Annotated in this window: 19 protein-coding genes and 1 riboswitch; of the genes, 7 read left to right on the forward strand and 12 right to left on the reverse strand. The window is 70.2% G+C overall.

The genetic code is table 11. From position 1 onward, the window contains the following. Positions 1 to 325 precede the first annotated feature (325 nt). A complete protein-coding gene (dnaB, locus tag GEV27_RS00765) occupies positions 326 to 1,744 on the forward strand; it encodes a replicative DNA helicase (RefSeq protein ID WP_153654852.1) in 1,419 nt (472 codons plus the stop codon). 10 nt (positions 1,745 to 1,754) lie between these two features. On the opposite strand, the gene GEV27_RS00770 is transcribed toward dnaB, so the two are convergent. Continuing rightward, on the reverse strand, positions 1,755 to 3,230 hold the full coding sequence (locus tag GEV27_RS00770; protein ID WP_153933223.1) for a hypothetical protein: 1,476 nt from the start codon (positions 3,228 to 3,230) through the stop codon (positions 1,755 to 1,757). 4 nt (positions 3,231 to 3,234) lie between these two features. On the opposite strand from GEV27_RS00770, the gene GEV27_RS00775 reads away from it, so the two are divergent. The 3 genes from GEV27_RS00775 to GEV27_RS00785 are packed head-to-tail and all read left to right on the forward strand — an operon-like array spanning position 3,235 to position 5,534. After that, a complete protein-coding gene (locus GEV27_RS00775; RefSeq protein ID WP_243838816.1) occupies positions 3,235 to 3,897 on the forward strand; it encodes a DedA family protein in 663 nt (220 codons plus the stop codon). Beyond that, entirely contained in the window at positions 3,894 to 4,787 is an 894-nt protein-coding gene (locus GEV27_RS00780) for an ABC transporter substrate-binding protein (protein WP_153654850.1), read from the forward strand. The genes GEV27_RS00775 and GEV27_RS00780 overlap by 4 nt, the downstream gene beginning before the upstream one ends. 60 nt (positions 4,788 to 4,847) lie before the next feature. Next, positions 4,848 to 5,534 carry a hypothetical protein gene (locus GEV27_RS00785; protein WP_153654849.1) on the forward strand — a complete coding sequence of 229 codons (687 nt, stop codon included), beginning with the start codon at positions 4,848 to 4,850 and terminating at the stop codon, positions 5,532 to 5,534. Position 5,535: 1 nt separating this feature from the next. On the opposite strand, the gene GEV27_RS00790 is transcribed toward GEV27_RS00785, so the two are convergent. After that, positions 5,536 to 7,545 carry an ABC transporter ATP-binding protein gene (locus GEV27_RS00790; protein ID WP_153933224.1) on the reverse strand — a complete coding sequence of 670 codons (2,010 nt, stop codon included), beginning with the start codon at positions 7,543 to 7,545 and terminating at the stop codon, positions 5,536 to 5,538. Continuing rightward, entirely contained in the window at positions 7,545 to 7,853 is a 309-nt protein-coding gene (locus GEV27_RS00795; protein ID WP_153654847.1) for a YbaY family lipoprotein, read from the reverse strand. Before GEV27_RS00795 ends, GEV27_RS00790 begins: the two co-directional genes overlap by 1 nt. A gap of 113 nt (positions 7,854 to 7,966) precedes the next feature. Between GEV27_RS00795 and GEV27_RS00800 the strand changes: the two genes are divergently transcribed. Next, entirely contained in the window at positions 7,967 to 8,947 is a 981-nt protein-coding gene (locus tag GEV27_RS00800) for an NAD-dependent epimerase/dehydratase family protein (protein WP_153933225.1), read from the forward strand. Here the strand turns inward: GEV27_RS00800 and GEV27_RS00805 are convergent. Genes GEV27_RS00805 through GEV27_RS00820 form a run of 4 tightly spaced genes read right to left on the reverse strand, consistent with a single transcriptional unit; the run spans position 8,937 to position 12,264 of the window. Next, complete coding sequence (locus GEV27_RS00805; RefSeq protein WP_153654845.1) at positions 8,937 to 11,141, reverse strand: cation-translocating P-type ATPase; 2,205 nt, start codon at positions 11,139 to 11,141, stop codon at positions 8,937 to 8,939. The two genes, GEV27_RS00800 and GEV27_RS00805, sit on opposite strands and share 11 nt — an antisense overlap. Next, complete coding sequence (locus tag GEV27_RS00810; RefSeq protein ID WP_153654844.1) at positions 11,138 to 11,380, reverse strand: heavy-metal-associated domain-containing protein; 243 nt, start codon at positions 11,378 to 11,380, stop codon at positions 11,138 to 11,140. Before GEV27_RS00810 ends, GEV27_RS00805 begins: the two co-directional genes overlap by 4 nt. A gap of 27 nt (positions 11,381 to 11,407) precedes the next feature. Next, positions 11,408 to 11,707: a metal-sensitive transcriptional regulator gene (locus GEV27_RS00815; protein ID WP_153654843.1), complete on the reverse strand. Its 300-nt coding sequence runs from the start codon at positions 11,705 to 11,707 to the stop codon at positions 11,408 to 11,410. Next, positions 11,704 to 12,264 (reverse strand): DUF305 domain-containing protein, encoded by a 561-nt coding sequence (locus tag GEV27_RS00820; protein ID WP_153933226.1) that lies wholly within the window; start codon positions 12,262 to 12,264, stop codon positions 11,704 to 11,706. Before GEV27_RS00820 ends, GEV27_RS00815 begins: the two co-directional genes overlap by 4 nt. 55 nt (positions 12,265 to 12,319) lie before the next feature. On the opposite strand from GEV27_RS00820, the gene GEV27_RS00825 reads away from it, so the two are divergent. Both GEV27_RS00825 and serA read left to right on the forward strand, forming a co-directional pair. After that, a complete protein-coding gene (locus tag GEV27_RS00825; RefSeq protein WP_153654841.1) occupies positions 12,320 to 12,763 on the forward strand; it encodes a PaaI family thioesterase in 444 nt (147 codons plus the stop codon). A gap of 7 nt (positions 12,764 to 12,770) precedes the next feature. Continuing rightward, positions 12,771 to 12,858, forward strand: a riboswitch (ZMP/ZTP riboswitch). Between the two features lie 45 nt (positions 12,859 to 12,903). Further along, positions 12,904 to 14,148 carry a phosphoglycerate dehydrogenase gene (gene serA / locus GEV27_RS00830; protein ID WP_228764906.1) on the forward strand — a complete coding sequence of 415 codons (1,245 nt, stop codon included), beginning with the start codon at positions 12,904 to 12,906 and terminating at the stop codon, positions 14,146 to 14,148. Here the strand turns inward: serA and GEV27_RS00835 are convergent. From GEV27_RS00835 to GEV27_RS00855, 5 genes are all read right to left on the reverse strand, one after another. Next, positions 14,052 to 14,930 carry an NAD-dependent protein deacetylase gene (locus GEV27_RS00835; protein ID WP_153933227.1) on the reverse strand — a complete coding sequence of 293 codons (879 nt, stop codon included), beginning with the start codon at positions 14,928 to 14,930 and terminating at the stop codon, positions 14,052 to 14,054. The genes serA and GEV27_RS00835 overlap by 97 nt on opposite strands. A gap of 36 nt (positions 14,931 to 14,966) precedes the next feature. Beyond that, on the reverse strand, positions 14,967 to 15,854 hold the full coding sequence (locus GEV27_RS00840) for a hypothetical protein (protein WP_153933228.1): 888 nt from the start codon (positions 15,852 to 15,854) through the stop codon (positions 14,967 to 14,969). Between the two features lie 34 nt (positions 15,855 to 15,888). Further along, the gene (locus GEV27_RS00845) at positions 15,889 to 16,413 is read right to left on the reverse strand and encodes a DUF1697 domain-containing protein (RefSeq protein WP_309221954.1); all 525 of its coding nucleotides are present in this window, start codon (positions 16,411 to 16,413) and stop codon (positions 15,889 to 15,891) included. A gap of 144 nt (positions 16,414 to 16,557) precedes the next feature. Next, complete coding sequence (locus GEV27_RS00850) at positions 16,558 to 18,582, reverse strand: NADPH-dependent 2,4-dienoyl-CoA reductase (RefSeq protein WP_153654836.1); 2,025 nt, start codon at positions 18,580 to 18,582, stop codon at positions 16,558 to 16,560. Continuing rightward, entirely contained in the window at positions 18,579 to 18,989 is a 411-nt protein-coding gene (locus GEV27_RS00855) for a nuclear transport factor 2 family protein (RefSeq protein ID WP_153909755.1), read from the reverse strand. The genes GEV27_RS00850 and GEV27_RS00855 overlap by 4 nt, the downstream gene beginning before the upstream one ends. Between the last annotated feature and the right edge of the window lie 15 nt (positions 18,990 to 19,004).

Consider the following 19,004-nt stretch of genomic DNA (forward strand, 5'->3'; position numbering starts at 1 on the left):
CAAAGTGACGGGGTTTGTCGACAAGTGTATGAACAGGCACCCGTGGATGAACTTCGACCAAGAACTATTTTGTCTCCACACCGAACAAACTGCGTTTGTGCAGGTCAGAGGGGGTGAGGACAAATAAACAATTCCGTTGTCCACATGTTCGTCCACCGGCTGTGCACATGGGCGGGCGGCGTTTTCCACAGCATCGGGACAGTTGCGCACACCCCCTGTGCGGCGCCGTCTTGGTGACGACACGCACGGGGCCTACTGTGACGGGTCGGCAGTTGTGTCGGCGCCGAGATCTACGCTCGGGCATGACGACGAAAGGGGCTCATCGGTGAGCGTGACGGACCTCTACGAGGCGGGTCCAGGACCCGGCGAGGATCCCACCTCGGGACGCGTTCCGCCACAGGACATCGCCGCTGAGCAGAGCGTCCTCGGCGCGATGCTGATCAGCAAGAACGCGATCGACCCGGCCGCCGACATCCTGCAGGGGCGTGACTTCTACCGTCCCGCGCACGAGCTGATCTTCGACACCATCACCGATCTGGCCAACCGTGGCGAGCCGGCCGACGCGATCACGGTCGCCGCCGAGCTCCACCGTCGCGGCGAGATGGGCCGCATCGGCGGAGCGCCCTATCTGCACGATCTGGTCCAGGCCGTCCCGATCGCGTCCAATGTCGACTTCTACGCCGAGATCGTCCGGGAGAAGGCCATCTTGCGCCGCCTGGTCGAGGTCGGTCAGCGCATCGCCCAGCTCGGTCAGGCCGGCCAGGGCGAGGTCGCCGAGATCGTCGACCGGGCCCAGGCCGAGGTGCTCGACGTCGACGGCACGAGCCAGGCCGAGGACTATCGCGCGGTCTCCGAGCTCATGCCCCTCACGATCGACGAGATCGAGGAGATCCAGGGCCGCGACGGCTCGCTGAGCGGCGTGCCCTCGGGCTTCCCCGATCTCGACAAGTTCACGACCGGCTTCCGCGCCGGGCAGATGATCGTCGTGGCCGCCCGTCCTGGCGTCGGCAAGTCGACCCTGGGCCTGGACTTCGTGCGCTCGGCCGCGATCCGCCACCAGATCCCGTGCGCGATCTTCTCGTTGGAGATGACCGGCGCCGAGATCGCGATGCGCATGCTCTCGGCCGAGGCCCGCGTCAGCATCGGCCACATGCGCGGCGGCGGCATGCACCAGCGCGACTGGGACGCCATCACCAAGGCGATGCCCCGGGTCAACAGCGCCCCCATCGTGATCGACGACAGCCCCAACATGACGATGCCCGAGATCCGGTCCAAGGCCCGGCGCATCAAGAAGCAGTACGGTCTGGGCTTCGTGGTCATCGACTACCTGCAGCTCATGACGTCGGGCAAGCGGGTCGAGAACCGTCAGGTCGAGGTCTCGGAGTTCTCCCGCAACATCAAGCTGCTCGCCAAGGAGATGGAGGTCCCCGTCGTGGCGATCAGCCAGCTCAACCGTGGCTCCGAGCAGCGCACCGACAAGACCCCGCAGATCTCTGACCTGCGTGAGTCCGGATCGATCGAGCAGGACGCCGACATCGTGCTGCTGCTCAACCGCCCCGACGCCCTCGGCGCGGGGGAGTCCGACCGTCCGGGCGAGGCCGACATCATCATCGCCAAGAACCGCTCCGGCCCGACCAACAAGATCGCGGTCAGCTTCCAGGGTCACTACTCGCGGTTCACGCCGATGGCGCGCGACGCCGAGCCGCCGCCGGGCGCCCCTGCGGCGGGCGACTTCTTCGGCTGAGCGCCGCGCGTCACTGGTACGTGATGAGGTCCGGTCTCGGCTTCACCCGGGTCCAGGTCTGCCGGGCGTCGAGCATGGGCTCGTCCTCGTCGATGAAGTTCTTCCACCCCCAGCCGGCGACGTCCGGGGCGTTCTTGCGCAGCACACGCCAGGTGTCCTGCTTGGCGCCCTGGGGTCCCGAGCCGTCGACGTGGATGAGCGTCGCGAGCTCCGCGTGACCCGTGTCGAGCCGGGACCGGTCCCTGATCATGGACGTCGAGAACTGGTGCAGGACGAACATCTTCTGCGGCAGGGCCTTGCGGCGGGTCAGCGCCGCGAGCCAGTCCGCGGTGCGGTTGACCTCGCCGATCCCCACCGAGCCGATCTGCCGCAGGTGCTTCTGGTGCGGTTTGAGTCGCCACTCGGGATCCAGCGCGAGGCCGACGTGAGGACGTTCGAGCAGCGGCCGGTAGCGCTTGGCCTGGGTCAGGAAGTCGGTGCGTCCCGGCTGCAGGTCCAGGATCACGTAGACCCCGTGCCGTTCGGCGGCGTCGACGAGCGGCTCGAGCTTCTTGATCGAGGCCTCGGTGGAGTAGTCCTTGTCCTTGCCGGGCCCTGCGGATGCCACGGTCGCGATGATCTCGAACGTGGGGACGATCGTGGCCGTCCCGAGCCGTCGGTACTTGCGAGCGAGTCGCTCGACGCGCTCGACCGAGTCCCCGACCCCCTGCTCGCCGAGCACCCCCAGCTGGGGTGCGCCCGGGTGGCCGTACATCGCGGCGTAGTGCTTGCCGGGCAGCGCGAGATAGCCGCCGGTCGGCTGCTGGACGTCGCGGCGGACCGTCTGCAGGGTGTAGGGGAGGTTGCGCACGAACGGTCGTCCGAGCGCGAGGACCGGGCTGTCCGGTCGGTTCCGCAGGGTCTTCGCCACCGCGGGCGTCAGGCGTGGGTCCGCTCCCGGCACCTCCAGCACGGTGGCCCCGGCGATGCGGGCCGACGCGACCGCTACGGCGTTCTTGCTCCGTGAGCGGGTCAGCACGATCGCGTCGATCCGGCGGGTCGGGTGCGCGGCTGTCGTCGGCGTCTCGGGGAGACGACGCGCACGGACGCCGGGGACCTCCCGCACCCGGCCGGACGTCAGGACGGTCGTCGCCCCGAGACGGTCGACCTCGCGCGGCACCGAGGGGTCCGAGACCAGCACCGGAACCCCCCTCGCGGTCGCCTCGGCGATGCCGCGGCGCTGGGCTGCCCGGTCCTTGCGGTCGACGACCACGACCGTGTCGGCCGAGGTGAAGAGCCGCCGCGAGACGCCTGCCGCGGACTGCGCGGGAGTGCGCGAGTCGATCACCTCCAGCGCGCGCGTGGGCGTGCTGCTGAGGGTGCCGGCCGCCCGACCACCCGCCGCGTCGTTGTCGTCCGCGCGGACGAGCACAGCGCCGGCGACGAGGAGCACGGCCACCGCGCAGGTGATCACGACGTAGCGATTGAGCCCGAGAGATACGCTCATGCCCGTGACCCTACTGACCGCTCTCACGGCCTCGACCGGCAACGCACCCGACTCCGGGCTCGCCGGTTGGACCGTGGACCTGATGGACAAGCTGGGGCTGTTCGGAGCCGGGCTGGCCGTCGGGATGGACAACGTCTTCCCGCCGATTCCCAGCGAGGTGATCCTGCCGCTGGCCGGTTTCGCTGCCAGCCAGGGCACGTTCTCGTTGGCCGGAGCACTCGTGGCCACGACCCTCGGATCGGTCACGGGTGCGGTCATCCTGTACTGGCTCGGCGCGATCTTCGGCCGCGACCGCGCGGCGCTCGTGTTCGAGAAGGTGCCGCTTCTCAAGGTCAGCGACATGGAGAAGACCGAGGCCTGGTTCCTCAAGCACGGGTCAGCCGCAGTCTTCTTCGGTCGCATGGTGCCGATCTTCCGCAGCCTCATCTCGTTGCCCGCGGGCGTCGAGAAGATGAACTTCTGGCTGTTCCTGCTGCTCACGACCCTCGGCAGCGCGATCTGGAACTCGATCTTCGTCGTCACCGGATACCGCCTGGGCAAGAACTGGGACGAGGTCGAGCCGTACGCCGACGCCTTCCAGAAGCTGGTCATCCTCGCGGTGGTGGTCGTCATCGTGGGCTTCGTGTTCCTGCGGGTCCGCGACATGCGCCGGTCCTCGACGCCGTGAGGATCGTCTCGCTGCTGCCCTCGGCGACGGAGATCGTCTATGCCCTCGGCCTCGACGAGCACCTCGTCGGCGTGACGTTCGAGTGCAATGAGCCCGCCCGCGCGCGCACCGACCACCAGGTGGTGGTCGGTGGAGCGGACACCTCGCAGCTGACCCCCGCCGAGATCGACGCCTACGTCCGCGAGAGCCTCGCGGCCGGCCGTGACCTCTACACGCTGGACGAGGGGGCGCTGGGGGCCCTGCGCCCCGATCTCATCCTGAGCCAGGACCTGTGCCGGGTCTGCGCCCTGCCCACGGGTCAGGTGGACGCCGCGCTGGAGCACCTGGGCTGTGTCGCGGACGTGGTGACGCTCGATCCGTACTCGCTGCGAGAGGTGCTGGACACGATCCACACGGTGGGACGCGCGGCGGGCGTACCGGATCGTGCCGCAGCACTGGTCGAGAGTCTCCAGGCACGCCTCGACGCCGTCGCCGCGGCGGTCGCAGGTGCATCCCGGCCCCGGACGGCCGTCGTGGAGTGGGTCGATCCGCTGTTCACCGGCGGGCACTGGATCCCGGACCAGGTCACGGCCGCCGGAGGCGTCCCCGTCGGCGGGCACCCGCACGCCGCCTCGGGCCCGGGGTCGTGGGACGAGCTGCGGGAGGCCGATCCCGAGGTGGTCGTGGTCGCCCCGTGCGGCTTCGGCCTCGACGGCGCCGCGCAGCAGGCGGAGGTCGTCGCGCGCGAGCTGCCGGGCGCGCAGGTGTGGGCGATCGACGGCGACGCGGTCGTCGTCCGGCCCGGGCCCCGACTCGTCGACGGGGTCGAGGCGATCGCCTCGGTGCTGCACCCGGGCGCGGTCGCACCGAGCACTTTGGTCCGGCGGGTGGCTACGCCGCGTACTCCATGAGCACGGGCTCGGTCGGAGCCGTCGTTCCGGCCGCGATGGACCGCGACCTACAGTGGCCGGATGACGACTTCACGCTCGCTGTTGCTGGTCCCCGCGCTGGCACTGGCCCTCGTCGCGGTCGCGGGCTGCAGCGGCTCGGACGACGAGCCCAAGGGGTCCAAGGCGTCCGAGTCGTCATCGGCCTCGGACGGGCCGACCGCGGACGTCGACGAGTCGGCCGCGTGCAAGCTGCTGACGGCGGCCGACCGCAAGAAGCTCGCCGGGTCGGCGGTCGACATCGTCGTGAGCTCGGACGCCCGTGAGGGCGGGAGCAGCCAGTGCCGCTGGCAGACCCCCGACGCACTGATCCAGGTGACGACCCTGCCGGCCAAGCGGTGGGCGACCTCGCTGCCCGACGTGGTCGCCCAGCTGGAGAAGTCGAGCGCCGACGGCTCGGCGGCCGACCGCAAGGACCTGGCCCGTGCCAAGAAGCTCCTGGCCGGCGCGGACGACTTCACGGACGCCGAGGCCTGCAAGGCGTTCGTGACGCTCGCCGAGATCGGCGGGGCGAAGAAGGGCTCCACCACGACGATCACGCCCGTGCCGATCACCGAGTCCGACCTCGGCCTGTCCGCCCAGACGTGCACCGGTGGTCACCTCACGTCGGTCATCTACTCGGTGCCGGGCCTCAAGCAGACGCCCAAGGTCGAGCGGACCGTGACGTCCGTCCTGGCCTCTGCACAGAAGCGCGTGCTGGCCGCGAGCTGACTCAGAACGCCACGTCGGCGCGGCGGTCGTCCGGACCGGGCTTGTCGCAGTAGGTCGCCCCGTCGACGAACCGGACGCCGTCGGTGAAACGGGCCTCGATCTGACCGGCGCCGAACTGCTCGACGTAGAGCCGTGAGTAGAGACCGCCGAGCTCGAGCAGCTCGTCGTGGGTGCCCTGCTCGACGAGGTGGCCGTCCTCGAGCCCGAAGATCACGTCGGCGTTGTGGATCGTGGACAGCCGGTGGGCGATCGCGATCGTGGTGCGGTTGTGCGTGGCGCGCTCGAGGGCGTCCTGCACGAGCCGCTCGGTCTCGGTGTCGAGCGCAGACGTCGCCTCGTCGAGGATCAGGATCCGCGGGTCCATCAGCAGCACGCGGGCGATCGCGAGGCGCTGCTTCTCGCCGCCGCTGAGGCGATAGCCGCGCTCGCCGGTGATGGTCTCGTAACCGTCGGCGAACGACATGATGCGGTCGTGGATGTTGGCGTCGCGGGCGGCCTGCTCGATCTCCTGGGCGGTCGCGTCGGGCTTGGCGTACGCGATGTTGTCGCGGATCGAGCCGTGGAACAGATAGGGCTCCTGGGTCACCATGCCGACGGCCTCGGCGACCGAGCCCATCGTGAGATCGCGGACGTCCGTGCCGTCGATGAGGACCGCACCCTCGTTGACGTCGTAGAAGCGCGGGACGAGGTACGTCATCGTGGTCTTGCCGGAGCCGGAGGGGCCGACGATCGCGGCGAGCTGTCCGGGCTTGACGGTGAGCGAGACGCCCTCGAGGGCCCATCCGGGGGTGGGCGCCTCCTCGACCGGGTCGATGCGGTCGATGCGGACGCCCGAGTCGCCGAAGCGGTCACCCCGCACGGTCCCCGACAGCGTGCGCGGCTCGGGATAGCGGAAGAAGACGTCGCGGAACTCGATCTCCCCCCGCAGATCGGCCGCCTCGAGCACCTTCGCGCCGGGCTTCTCGGTGATCGCCGGCTTGAGGTCGAGGTACTCGAAGAGCCTGCGGAACAACGCCAGCGAGGTCTGCACGTCGAGCGTTACCCGCATTAGCTGTAGCAGGGGCATCTGCAGTCGCGCCTGCAACGTCGTGAACGCGACGAGCGTGCCGGCGGTCAGCGACGTGCCGCCCTGGAGCATGTAGCCCGCGACGAGGTAGATCGCGGCCGGTGTGATGGCGAAGAACGTCTGCACGGTCGCGAAGAACGCCCGGCCGGTCATGGCCTGGTCGACCTGCAACCGGGTCTGCTCGCGGTTGGCCTGGCGGTAGCGCTCGACCTCGGAGTCGGCCCGGTTGAAGACCTTGGACAGCAGGATGCCCGAGACGCTGAGCGCCTCCTCGGTGATCGCGGTCATCTCCGACAGCGACTCCTGCGTCTTGCGGGCGACCCGCTGGCGGCGCTTGCCGACCTGCAGCTGGATGGCGATGAACAGCGGCATGAGGATCAGCGTCAGGATCGTGAGCTGCCACGACAAGATGACCATCGAGACGAACGCGGCGGTGACCGTCACGCTGTTCTGCAGGATCGTCGTCGCGGTGTCGGTCAGGACGGTACGCACGCCGGCCACGTCATTGGCCAGGCGCGACTGGATCGCCCCGGTCTTGGTGGCGGTGAAGAACGCGAGCTCCATCTTCTGCAGGTGCGCGAACAGGTCACCGCGCAGATCGGCCATCGCCGAGTTGCCGATCGTCGACGTCAGCCAGTTCTGCCCGATGCCGATGACCGCGGTGACGATCGGGATCACGCACATGCCGGCCACGAGCCACGCGAGCAGGTGCAGGCGGATCTCGCCGCCGGCCGGGAACAGGGCCTTGTCGAACACGGCCTTGGTGAGGAACGGGACGATCGAGGTGAGGATCGCCGAGACGACGACCGCGACCGCCACGAAGATCATCTTGGTCCGATAGGGGCGCAGCATCTGCGCGATCCGCCCGAGCACGGGTGCGCGGCTGGCGGCGATGTCCTCCGGGGTGAGGTGGACGACCCGCGGCGCGCTGTCACCCCGGGGCATCAGTCCTCGATCTTGGCGAGCACGACCTCGGGGGAGCTGCCTTCCACCGGGACGATCTCGGTCGTGCCCCACACCCCGGCCTCGGAGCGCAGCGCGGCCCAGAGGAACAGTGAGTCGGGATCGGTGACGAACGTCGGGTCGACCGTGAGGGTGAACGCGACCGGGACGTCGGTCGCGTCGACCGCCGTGCCCGCCAGGACCTCGCCCGCCGCGTCGACGAGCTTGACGGTCGCGACTCCACCGGGGGGCAGGGCGATGCGCTCGGGGGTCAGCAGGGTGCCGGTCACGGTGAGGAGCTCAGAAGACATGCGTACAGGTTATGCCCGCCCACCCCCGCCGGCCCGGCGTCGAGGGGTGCGCGGGTTCTGCCGATGGTGAACACCCCTGTCGGCCCGCGCCGGGTCGTGCTTGGTTGAGGGGCATGGGCGAGATGCTGGTGCTGGGCGGGACGTCGTGGGTCGGTGGCGAGATCGCGCGCGCAGCCGCGGCCAGAGGTCATCAGGTCACGTGTCTTGCCAGGGGCGAGTCGGGTGACGCACCGCCGGAGGCGACGTTCGTCCGGGCCGACCGGGCGACCGAGGGAGCGTACGACCAGGTCCGCAGTCGTGGCTGGGACATGGTCGTCGACGTCTCGAGGCAGCCCGGACAGGTCCGCTCGGCCGTCGCGACGCTGGGCGACCTGGCGGGGCACTGGACGCTCGTCTCGACGGGCTCGGTCTACGCCGACCAAGGCGTCGCGCTGTCCGAGAGCTCCCCGCTGCTGCCGGCACTCGAGCAGGACGTCGCGGACGCCGAGCGCTACGGCGAGGGCAAGGTCGCCTGTGAGGCGTACGTCCGGGAGCTGCCCACCCATCTCGTGGTGCGTGCGGGCCTCGTCGGCGGGCCGGGAGACCGCTCGGACCGGCTCGGCTACTACGTCTCGCGGCTGGCCCTGGCCGGCGACCAGCCGGTGCTGGTGCCCGACGTCCCCGACCAGCCGATGCAGGTGATCGACGTGCGCGACCTCGCGGACTGGATCGTCCGCTCGGCCGAGGACCGGGCGACCGGGATCGTGCACGGCGCCGGGGAGCCGACGACCGTCGGCGAGCTGATCGGCCTGTCCGCCGAGGTGGCGGGGCACCGGGGCGAGCGGGTGGCTGCCGGCCCGGACTGGCTCCGCGCGCACGACGTCGAGGAGTGGATGGGCCCACGGTCGCTGCCCCTGTGGCTGCCGCCGGACCACCACGGGATGGGGATGATGGACGACGCCCGCGCCCTCGCGACGGGGCTGCGGCGCCGGCCACTCGCCGAGACCCTGCGCGGCACGCTCGAGGACGAGCGCGCCCGGGGGCTCGATCGCGACCGTCGGGCCGGGCTGGACCGGGACGACGAGCTCGCCCTGCTGGCCGAGCTCAGGCCTTGAACCGGCGCAGCCGCAGGCTGTTGGTGACGACGAAGACGCTGCTGAACGCCATCGCGGCGCCGGCGATCAACGGGTTGAGATAGCCCAGGGCGGCCAGCGGGATCGCGGCGACGTTGTAGGCGAACGCCCAGAACAGGTTGCCCTTGATCGTGCGCAGCGTCGCGCGCGAGAGGCGCACGGCGTCCACCGCGGTGGCCAGGTCGCCCTTGACCAGGGTGAGGTCGGAGGCCTGGATCGCGACGTCCGTGCCCGTGCCCATCGCGATCCCGAGATCGGACGCCGCCAGGGCCGCAGCGTCGTTCACGCCGTCGCCGACCATCGCCACGACCCGGCCCTCGGCCTGGAGCTTCTGCACGACCCGCAGCTTGTCGGCAGGCGTGACGTCGGCGATGACCTGCTCGATGCCGACCTCGTCCGCGACCGACCGGGCGACGGCCTCGTTGTCGCCCGTGAGCAGGACCGGCTCCAGGCCCAGCCGGCGCAGGTCGGCGACCGCGCGCGCCGACGTCGGCTTGACCGAGTCGCCGACCGTGACCGTGCCACGTACGTGGCCGTCCCACGCCACCGCCACCGCCGTGCCGTCCGTCGGCTCGAGCGGCGGGACGTCCACACCCTGCTCGGCGAGCCAGGACGGTCGTCCGATGAGCGCGTGGCGTCCCGCGACCGTGCCGCTGACCCCGAATCCTGCGTGGTTGGTGAAGTCGGTGACCGGGGCCGGATCGGCGAGCGTCGCGACCGCCCGGGCGATGGGGTGCTCCGAGGAGTGCTCGAGCGAGGCCGCGACGAGCCGCAGCTCCTCGGCGTCCACACCCGGGAGGGGGTCGACGGAGACCACCGCCATCTCGCCGGTCGTCACGGTGCCGGTCTTGTCGAGCACCACGGTGTCGACGGCGCGGGTCGACTCGAGCACCTGCGGGCCCTTGATGAGGATGCCGAGCTGCGCGCCGCGTCCCGTGCCGACCATGAGGGCCGTCGGCGTCGCGAGACCGAGCGCGCATGGGCAGGCGATGATGAGGACCGCCACGGCGGCCGTGAACGCATCGGTCCAGGTGTAGCCGGCGGCGTACCAGGCGATCAGCGTGCCGATCGACAGCAGGATGACCGCCGGGACGAACCACGCGGAGATCCGGTCGGCGAGACGCTGGACGTCGGCCTTGCCCTCCTGCGCCTCCTCGACCAGGCGGGCCATCTGGGCGAGCTGGGTGTCGGCACCCACCGCGGTGGCGCGGACCACGAGTCGGCCGTCCTGGTTGACGGTCGCACCCGTCACGTTCGTGCCCGGTGACACCTCGACGGGGACGGACTCGCCGGTCAGCATCGACTCGTCGACGGACGACGCTCCGTCCTCGACCACGCCGTCGGTCGCGATCTTCTCGCCCGGGCGCACCACGAAGCGGTCACCCTCGTGCAGGTCGGCGAGGGGAACGGACGTCTCGCGTCCGCCCCGCAGGACCGTGACGTCGCGGACCCCGAGGTCCATCAGCGCGCGGAGCGCGGCGCTCGAGCGGGTCTTGGCGTTGGCCTCGAGATAGTGGCCGGCGAGGATGAAGACCGTCACCGCGGCGGCGACCTCGAGGTAGATCTCGTCGTGGCCGGCCGATCCGGGCAGCAGCGAGAAGCGCATCGTCATGCCGGTCGTCCCGGCGTCGCCGAAGAACAGCGCCCAGAGCGACCAGAGCCAGGCCGCGCCGACCCCGACGCTCACGAGCGTGTCCATCGTGACCGCGCCGTGACGGGCGTTGACCCACGCGGCCCGGTGGAACGGGTACGCGCCCCACACCACCACGGGTGAGGCGAGGGTGAGGGCGAGCCACTGCCAGTTGTCGAACTGCAGGGCCGGGACCATCGACAAGATGACGACGGGGATCGCGAGCGCTGCGGAGATCTTGAGCCGTCGCAGCATCGACGCGGCCCCGTGCAGCCCTTCGTGGTCGTGGCCGGACATGTCCCCGTCGGCCATGTCGTGCCGGGGGCGGGAGACGTCGGGACGTACGGACGCGGAGTAGCCGGTCTTGGCGACGGTGTCGAGGAGCGTCTGCACCTCGACGTCGTCCTCGGCCTCGACGGTCGCCTTCTCGGTCGCGTAGTTGACCGTGGCGGAGACGCCGTCGAGCCGGTTGAGCTTCTTCTCGACCCGCATCGCGCACGACGTGCAGGTCATGCCGGTGATGTCGAGCTTGATCTCCTGCGTCATGCCAAGGGGAGGTCGCGGGGGCCCGCGACCGCATAACCGGCCTCGTCGACCGCCTCGGCGACGGCGGCGGGGTCCAGCGGGGCGTCGCTCTCGACCGTGACGGCGGACGTGCCGCCCGGGACGAGGTCGACGGAGACGGACGCGACGCCGTCGAGGGCGGAGAGCTCTTCGGTGACGGCCGCGACGCAGTGCTCGCAGGTCATCCCGGTGACGCGGTAGGTGTCGGTGCTGGTGGTCATGTCATGCCTCTCGTGGAACGTGGGTGGTCAGGAGCGGACGAGGCGCGCGATGGCGTCGGATGCTTCCTTGACCTTGAGGTCGGCCTCCTCGCCGCCGGCGCGCGCGGCGTTGACCACGCAGTGGGCGAGGTGCTCGTCGAGCAGCTTGAGCGCGACGGCCTCGAGGGCCTTCGTCGTGGCGGAGACCTGGGTGAGGACGTCGATGCAGTACGTGTCGTCCTCGACCATCCGGGTGAGCCCGCGCACCTGGCCCTCGATGCGCTTGAGCCGCTTGAGGACGGCGACCTTGTCGTCGGAGTAGCCGGGAGCCGTGTGGTCGTGGGTCATCGTGACACCCCCGTCGCCGACATCTCGTCGATCTCACGCTGCTGGGTCGCGATGATCTCGCGGGCCAGCTTCTTGGCGGCGGGGTTGCTGCCCTCGGCCAGCTCGGTACGGGCCATCGCGATCGCGCCCTCGTGGTGCTCGGTCATCATCGCGATCCACGAGCTCGTGAAGGCGCTGCCGTCGCCCATCGACTCGAGCTCGTCCATCTGGGCTCGGGTCATCATGCCGTCACCGGCCATGTCGTCGTGCCGATCGCTGCCGTGCTCCGCGGCCGCGCGCTCGTCGACGTCCCAGTCGTCGAGCCAGCCGCGCATGCGCTCGATCTCGGGCTGCTGGCCGGCCTCGATCCTGTCGGCGAGCTCGATGACCACGGTGGCCTTGGATCGTCCGGCGATCTCGGTCATCTCCAGCGCCTGCTCGTGGTGGGGAATCATCTGCTGCAGGAACTCGACGTCCGCGGCGTTGTGGTCGGACGGGGAGCTGTCGCTCCGCTTGGTGCCGCCGGCGCACGCCGAGACCAGCAGGAGCAGGACCAGGCCGGTCAGCATCGTCTTCATATGGCGACCATACCCCCAGGGGGTACCCGATTCAAGGGGTCCCTAGGCTGGGGACATGACTGAGATCCCCGGGCTGGACGGCACCCTCGGTGTCGAGCACGTCGAGGCAGGACCCGACAAGGTCGTCGCGCAGTTCACGATCGGCGAGCAGCACCTGCAGCCGTTCGGCATCCCGCACGGCGGCGTCTACTGTGCGGTGCACGAGTCGACCGCGAGCGTCGCGGGCCAGATCTGGCTCGGCGACAAGGGCATCGTGGTGGGCAGCAACAACTCGACCGACTTCATCCGCCAGGCCAAGCTCGGTGACACGATCACCGTGACGGCCACACCGATCCACCGTGGTCGCAGCCAGCAGCTCTGGCACCTGGACTCGACCGACCAGGACGGCCGGCTCATCGCACAGGGCCAGGTCCGCCTCGCGAACCTCGACAAGCAGCTCCCGCCGGAGCTCATCTCACAGTTCACCGGAGCGTACGAGCTGGGTGGGGAGTCCCGCTAGACTCGGCGCAAGCAGGTGCGACTGGCGTTGAGGTGGATACCACCGGGGAGCGGCTGCGACACACGACATCGGGACCGTTCGCCTGGGCCCCACGTCAGCCGAGTTCCGCTGACCTGAAGGCAACCGCGATGATGATGACCATGACGACCACAGCTCCGTTCCCCACTGCACGGCTCGAGGACGGCGACGTGCGCGTCCTGCTGCTCGAGAACATCCACACCGACGGTGCGGACTTCTTGCGTGGCAAGGGCTTCCAGGTCGAGACCCGCGACGGCGCCCTGGGCGAGGACGACCTGATCGAGGCGATCCAGGGTGTCCACCTGCTCGGCATCCGCTCGACGACGTACATCACCGAGAAGGTCCTCGCCGCGGCTCCCGACCTGCTCGCGATCGGTGCGTTCTGCATCGGCACCAACCAGATCGACCTCACCGCCACGACCCGCCAGGGCGTCGCGGTGTTCAACGCGCCCTACTCCAACACCCGCAGCGTGGTCGAGCTCGCGATCGCCGAGATCATCTCGCTCGCGCGCCGCCTGCACGAGAAGTCGACCGACATGCACGCGGGTGTGTGGAACAAGTCCGCTGCCGGCAGCCACGAGATCCGCGGACGTACGCTCGGCATCATCGGCTACGGCAACATCGGCAGCCAGCTCTCGGTCATCGCCGAGGCGCTGGGTCTGTCGGTCGTCTTCTACGACATCGACGACAAGCTCGCCCTCGGCAACGCCAAGCGCTGCTCGACCCTTGAGGAGCTGCTCGCGGTCTCGGACGTCGTCACGCTGCACGTCGACGGCCGTCCCGGCAACGCAGGACTGTTCGGCGCCGAGGAGATGGCGCAGATGAAGCCGCGCTCGCTGTTCCTCAACCTGTCGCGCGGCATCGCCGTCGACACCGCCGCGCTGCGGGAGAACCTCGAGTCCGGCCACATCGCGGGCGCCGCGGTCGACGTCTTCCCGATCGAGCCCAAGCGCCAGGGCGATGCGTTCGACTCGGACCTGCGCGGTCTCAAGAACGTCATCCTGACCCCCCACGTGGGTGGCTCGACCGAGGAGGCGCAGCAGGACATCGGGCGCTTCGTGGCCTCCAAGCTGCGGTCCTACGCGTCGTACGGCGGCACGTCGCTGAGCGTGAACATGCCCGAGCTCAACCTGCCGGCCGATGGGTCCAAGCACCGCCTGGCCCTCGTGCACCGCAATGCGCCGGGCGTCCTCGCGACGATCAACGGCCTGCTCGGCGAGCACGGCGTCAACATCGAGGCCCAGTCCCTGTCGACCCGCGGCGAGATCGGCTACGTCGTGACCGACGTCGCGGACGAGATCGGCGAGGACGTGCTGCGCGAGCTCGCCTCGCTGCCCGAAACGGTTCGGCTGCGCCAGCTCAGCTGAGCCGCCGACAGCGTCTCGGCGCATCCTGCGTCGAGCTTGAGCGTCGCGAGGTCGTCGCCGCGGGTCGCGCCGCGGTTGACGATCGCGACCGGGATGCTGCGCTTGCGGGCGGCGCGCACGAACCGCAGGCCCGACATGACCTGCAGTGACGATCCGAGCACGACCAGCGCCTCGGCCTCCTCGACGAGCGCGTAGCAGCGAGCCACGCGGTCCTTCGGGACGTTCTCGCCGAAGAACACCACGTCGGGCTTGAGCCGTCCCCCGCACGCGAGGCAGGGGGCGACCCGGAAGTCGCCTGTGTCGTCGAGCACGACGTCACCGTCGGGGGCGATCTCGCCGATGCGCTCCTCGTAGCCGGGGTTGAGCGCTGCGAGGCGTTCGTGGAGCTCGGCGCGCGAGGTGGTCCGTCCGCAGCCGAGGCAGATCACCCGGTCGATGCGTCCGTGCAGGTCGATCACGTCGGGGTGGCCCGCGCGGGTGTGGAGCCCGTCGACGTTCTGCGTGATGAGTCCCGTCAGCCGGCCCTCGTGTGCGAGCTGGGCCAGCAGCAGGTGGCTGGTGTTGGGCTCGGCCGTCTTCATGCGGCTCCAGCCGACGTGCGCCCGCGCCCAGTAGCGCTGGCGAGCGTCGGGCTCGCGGATGAACTCTTGGTAGGTCATCGGGGTGCGGACCGGCGACCCCGGTCCGCGGTAGTCGGGGATGCCGGAGTCGGTGGACACCCCTGCCCCGGTGAGGACCAGCAAGCGCCGGTCGCCGAGGACGTCCATGAGCTGATCGGGCATGTCTCCAGCGTACGTACGCGGTGGTGGTCCTCGGGGTCACTCGACCTTGAGCTTGGAGTCCGGGATCTGGCTGCGGATCGTCGCGACGAGATCCTTCGCGACGGCTTTGTCCTCGTCGCTGTACGACTCGTGGGACCGGACGGACAGGCGGGGCTTGAGCTTCGTGGCGGTGAACGAGATCTCCGCCTCGTGGCCTGCCGGGACGGGCAGCCGGAGCATGGCCTCGAACGCGGGCAGGTTCTGGTTCCAGGCGGCGAAGACGCGCTGGGACCACTCCTCGTCGGTGACGCGCTTCGATCCCGTCGCGGTCTTGTTGTAGCCCATCGGGTCGGGGTCCCGCTCGACCGTGGCGCTGTAGATGACCTCGGAGCTCACGCCGTCACCGACGGGTCCGGCCTCGACCGACAGGGTCGAGTCGGACCAGCGACCGGCCGTGTCCCGCAGGATGCCCTCCCACCAGCGGACTGCAGCCGTGGCGATCGCGAGTGCCTTTCCGCGGGGGAGGTCACTGATGGTGAAGTCCCCGCCGTCGGCGTCCAGCACGATCGTCTGTTCCGGTGCGATCGCGTACATCTCGTCGTGGGCCCGACCGAGCACGTCGACCCATTCCACCTGGACGTCGGGCAGGGCGAACGACGAGTACGTCGACTCCTCGTCGGCGGTGTCGTGCACCGACAGGTCGAGGTCCCAGCGCTCCTCGGTCGACGCGACGATCGCGGCGGCCGTGCCGAGCATCTGCGACGCCAGCTGCCGGTCACCCACGAGCTCGATCATGTAGACGAGCCGGCGCAGGTCACGGTCGGGCTCCAGGAGGTTGATCTTCGTCCCGGGCGGGAGCGCCGACTGCAGTGCCTCGACGCGACCCGCGGCGGCGACGGGGTCGAAGGGCTTGCGGTTGCCGCTCAAGAAGCTCAGGAGTCCCATGGCCCACACCGTACGGCCTGCCGATGGTCACGGCTCAGCCCGCGAGGTCGAGGAGCTTGCGCACGGTGTTGAGGTTGCGGGCCGTGCCGGGCACCCGGAGCGCGCGGCCGATCGAGTTGGCCTTCATCTGCGGGCGGCCGGCGCCGTCGGCGTAGCGGATGTGCATCTCGGTGCCGATGACCTGCCAGCGGTCGTCGCCGGTCTCGTACGTCTCGGCCTTCGAGATCGCCTCGGCGGTCGGTTCGCCCGCCAGGAACGAGACGTAGGAGAACTTCGGCTCGAGCACCTCGAACGGGTGCGCCTCCAGCGCGGCGGCGACCTGCGCGGGCGTCCGCGAGATGACCTCGCGGAAGAAGCCGAAGCGCTCCTCGACGGCCCGCTCGAGCGCCCGGTCGAACGTCTCGGGCTCGTCCGGGACGTCGGCGAGCAGGTTGCCCGAGGCGATGTACGTCGACACGTCGCGCGCCCCGAGGTCGGTCGCGATCGCCCGCAGATCGGCCATCGGCAGCTGCGCGCCACCGACGTTCACGGCGCGCAGCAGGACGATGCGGGTGCTCACTCGGCCAGTATCACCCCGCCCGCCCCCCGGGGTGGTCGATTCCCAGGAGATCCCCGGGAGCCGGTACCTCACCCCGGTTGCAACAGGGGTGAGGTGTCAGGAAAGGGGGTTCTCCTGGGAATCCGCGGGCGGGGCGGCGGGGGGTCAGAGGCGGGCGGCGAGCTCGGTGGCTTGCTTGATCGCACGCTTGGCGTCGAGCTCGGCGGCGACGTCGGCGCCGCCGATCACGTGCACGGGCGTGCCGAGGGCCTCGAGCGGCTCGACGAGATCGCGCACGGACTCCTGCCCCGTGCACAGCACGATCGTGTCCACGTCCAGGACGCGCGTCTCGCTGGTGTCCTTGCCGGTCGCGACGGTGATGTGCAGGCCGGCGTCGTCGATCCGGTCGTACGTGACGCCCTTGAGCATCTGGACGCCCGAGTCCTTCAAGGTCTGGCGGTGCACCCAGCCGGACGTCTTGCCGAGGCCCTTGCCCAGGTCGGTCGTCTTGCGCTGCAGCAGGAACACCTCGCGCCGAGGCGGCGCCGCGACCTTCGTGGTGAGACCCCCGCGCTCGAGCGCGGGATCCGTGACTCCCCAGCGCAGCATCCAGTCGTCGAGCGACTCGTCGGGCTCGTGCAGCAGGAACTCGGAGACGTCGAAGCCGATGCCGCCGGCGCCGACCACTGCCACGGTGCGGCCGACCGGCACGGTGCCGCGGATGACGTCCTGGTAGTCCACGACGGAGGGATGATCGACGCCCGGGATCGCCGGCACCCGTGGCTCGACGCCCGTGGCCAGGACGATCTCGTCGAAGCCTGCGAGGTCCGTGACACCGACGCGCGTGCCGAGATGGATCTTGACGCCTGCGACCTCGAGTCGGCGCGAGTAGTAGCGGATCGTCTCGCGGAACTCCTCCTTGCCGGGGATCTGCATCGCGAGCCGGAACTGGCCGCCGACCTCCGGCAGCGCCTCGAACAGCTCGACCGTGTGTCCGCGACCGGACAGCTCGGTCGCGGCGGCGAGCCCGGCGGGGCCGGCCCCGACGACGGCGATGTGCTTGACCGTCCGCGTCGGGGTGAGCACCAGCTGCGTCTCGTGGCCCGCCCGCGGGTTGACCATGCAGCTGGCCCGCTTGTTGACGAACGTGTGGTCGAGGCAGGCCTGGTTGCACGCGATGCACGTGTTGATCTCGTCGGCGCGGTCCTCGGCGGCCTTGACGACGAAGAACGGATCGGCGAGCAGCGGCCTGGCCATCGACACCAGATCGGCCTGGCCCGACGCGAGGATCTCCTCGGCGACCTCGGGGGTGTTGATGCGGTTGGAGGCCACGACCGGCACCGAGACCTCGGACCGCAGCTTGGCGGTGACCCACGCGAACGCCGCCCGCGGCACGGACGTGACGATCGTGGGGATGCGCGCCTCGTGCCAGCCGATGCCGGTGTTGATGATCGAGACGCCGGCGGTCTGCAGCTTCGTGGCCAGCTCGACGGTCTCCTCCCAGCTCTGCGCGTCGTCGACGAGGTCGAGCAGCGACATCCGGTACATCACGATGAAGTCCTCGCCGGCGGCCTCGCGGACCCGCTCGACGATCTCGACCGGGAAACGCATCCGGTTCTCGGCGCTGCCGCCCCATCGGTCGGTCCGGTCGTTCGTGCGGGCCGTGAGCATCTGGTTGATGAGGTAGCCCTCGGAGCCCATGATCTCGACGCCGTCGTAGCCGGCCCGGCGAGCGAGCCGGGCGGACGCCGCGAAGTCGTCGACCGTCCGGTCGACCTCCTTGGTCGTCATCGCCCTCGGCTTGCCGAACGGGGTGATCGGCGAGGGGATCGCCGAGGCGGCCCGCTTGAACGGGTGGTAGCCGTAGCGGCCAGCGTGCAGCAGCTGCATCACGATCTTGCCGTCGTGCTCGTGCACCGCATCGGTCACGATGCGGTGCTTGTCGGCGAACCGCCGCGACGTCATCTGGGAGCCGAACGGCAGCAGCCAGCCGTGCCAGTTGGGGGCGTAGCCGCCGGTCACGGACAGGGCCACCCCGCCCGCTGCGCGCTCACCGAAGTACGCCGCGAGCTCGGGCAGGTGCTTGGCGCGGTCCTCCAGGCCGGTGTGCATCGAGCCCATGACCACGCGGTTGCGCAGGGTCGTGTGGCCGAGGTCGAGCGGCTCGAGCAGGTGCGGATAGGGGGTCATGGGGTCTCTCCGCTCATCGCGGCCGCGGCCTCGGCCTGGATCTGGGGGAACTCGGCGGCCATGGCCGTGGCCAGCGCGTTGGCGGCCGACAGGGGTCGGACCATCACGGTGAGCTCTGCGATCCTGCCCTCGCCGTCGAGCCTGATCAGGTCGATGCCGTTGACGCTCGTGCCGTCGACGTACGTCTCGAAGACCAGCGCCGAGCCCTGTCCGTCGGCGTCCTCGAGCTCGCGGACGTAGCGGAAGTCGGTGAAGACCCGGCCCACGCCGCGCAGGATCGCGGCCACGATCGGCCTGCCCTCGTAGGGGGTGAAGGCCACGGGGCTGCGGAACACGACGTCGTCGGCCAGCAGGTCGCCGAGTGCGGCGAAGTCGCCGGCCTCGACAGCGACGCGGAACTCGTTCATGAGGTCTCCTGTGAT

Source organism: Aeromicrobium sp. S22 (genome assembly GCF_009661045.1).
GTDB classification, from domain to species: domain Bacteria; phylum Actinomycetota; class Actinomycetes; order Propionibacteriales; family Nocardioidaceae; genus Aeromicrobium; species Aeromicrobium yanjiei.

What these genes read in the sequence shown, in the direction of transcription:
- GEV27_RS00770 (WP_153933223.1), bottom strand. Translation starts at nt 3,230, where the DNA reads ATGAGCGTATCTCTCGGGCTCAATCGCTACGTCGTGATCACCTGCGCG.
- GEV27_RS00785 (WP_153654849.1), top strand. Translation starts at nt 4,848, where the DNA reads ATGACGACTTCACGCTCGCTGTTGCTGGTCCCCGCGCTGGCACTGGCC.
- GEV27_RS00790 (WP_153933224.1), bottom strand. Translation starts at nt 7,545, where the DNA reads ATGCCCCGGGGTGACAGCGCGCCGCGGGTCGTCCACCTCACCCCGGAG.
- GEV27_RS00795 (WP_153654847.1), bottom strand. Translation starts at nt 7,853, where the DNA reads ATGTCTTCTGAGCTCCTCACCGTGACCGGCACCCTGCTGACCCCCGAG.
- GEV27_RS00800 (WP_153933225.1), top strand. Translation starts at nt 7,967, where the DNA reads ATGGGCGAGATGCTGGTGCTGGGCGGGACGTCGTGGGTCGGTGGCGAG.
- GEV27_RS00805 (WP_153654845.1), bottom strand. Translation starts at nt 11,141, where the DNA reads ATGACGCAGGAGATCAAGCTCGACATCACCGGCATGACCTGCACGTCG.
- GEV27_RS00810 (WP_153654844.1), bottom strand. Translation starts at nt 11,380, where the DNA reads ATGACCACCAGCACCGACACCTACCGCGTCACCGGGATGACCTGCGAG.
- GEV27_RS00815 (WP_153654843.1), bottom strand. Translation starts at nt 11,707, where the DNA reads ATGACCCACGACCACACGGCTCCCGGCTACTCCGACGACAAGGTCGCC.
- GEV27_RS00820 (WP_153933226.1), bottom strand. Translation starts at nt 12,264, where the DNA reads ATGAAGACGATGCTGACCGGCCTGGTCCTGCTCCTGCTGGTCTCGGCG.
- GEV27_RS00825 (WP_153654841.1), top strand. Translation starts at nt 12,320, where the DNA reads ATGACTGAGATCCCCGGGCTGGACGGCACCCTCGGTGTCGAGCACGTC.
- serA (WP_228764906.1), top strand. Translation starts at nt 12,904, where the DNA reads ATGACGACCACAGCTCCGTTCCCCACTGCACGGCTCGAGGACGGCGAC.
- GEV27_RS00835 (WP_153933227.1), bottom strand. Translation starts at nt 14,930, where the DNA reads ATGCCCGATCAGCTCATGGACGTCCTCGGCGACCGGCGCTTGCTGGTC.
- GEV27_RS00840 (WP_153933228.1), bottom strand. Translation starts at nt 15,854, where the DNA reads ATGGGACTCCTGAGCTTCTTGAGCGGCAACCGCAAGCCCTTCGACCCC.
- GEV27_RS00850 (WP_153654836.1), bottom strand. Translation starts at nt 18,582, where the DNA reads ATGACCCCCTATCCGCACCTGCTCGAGCCGCTCGACCTCGGCCACACG.
- GEV27_RS00855 (WP_153909755.1), bottom strand. Translation starts at nt 18,989, where the DNA reads ATGAACGAGTTCCGCGTCGCTGTCGAGGCCGGCGACTTCGCCGCACTC.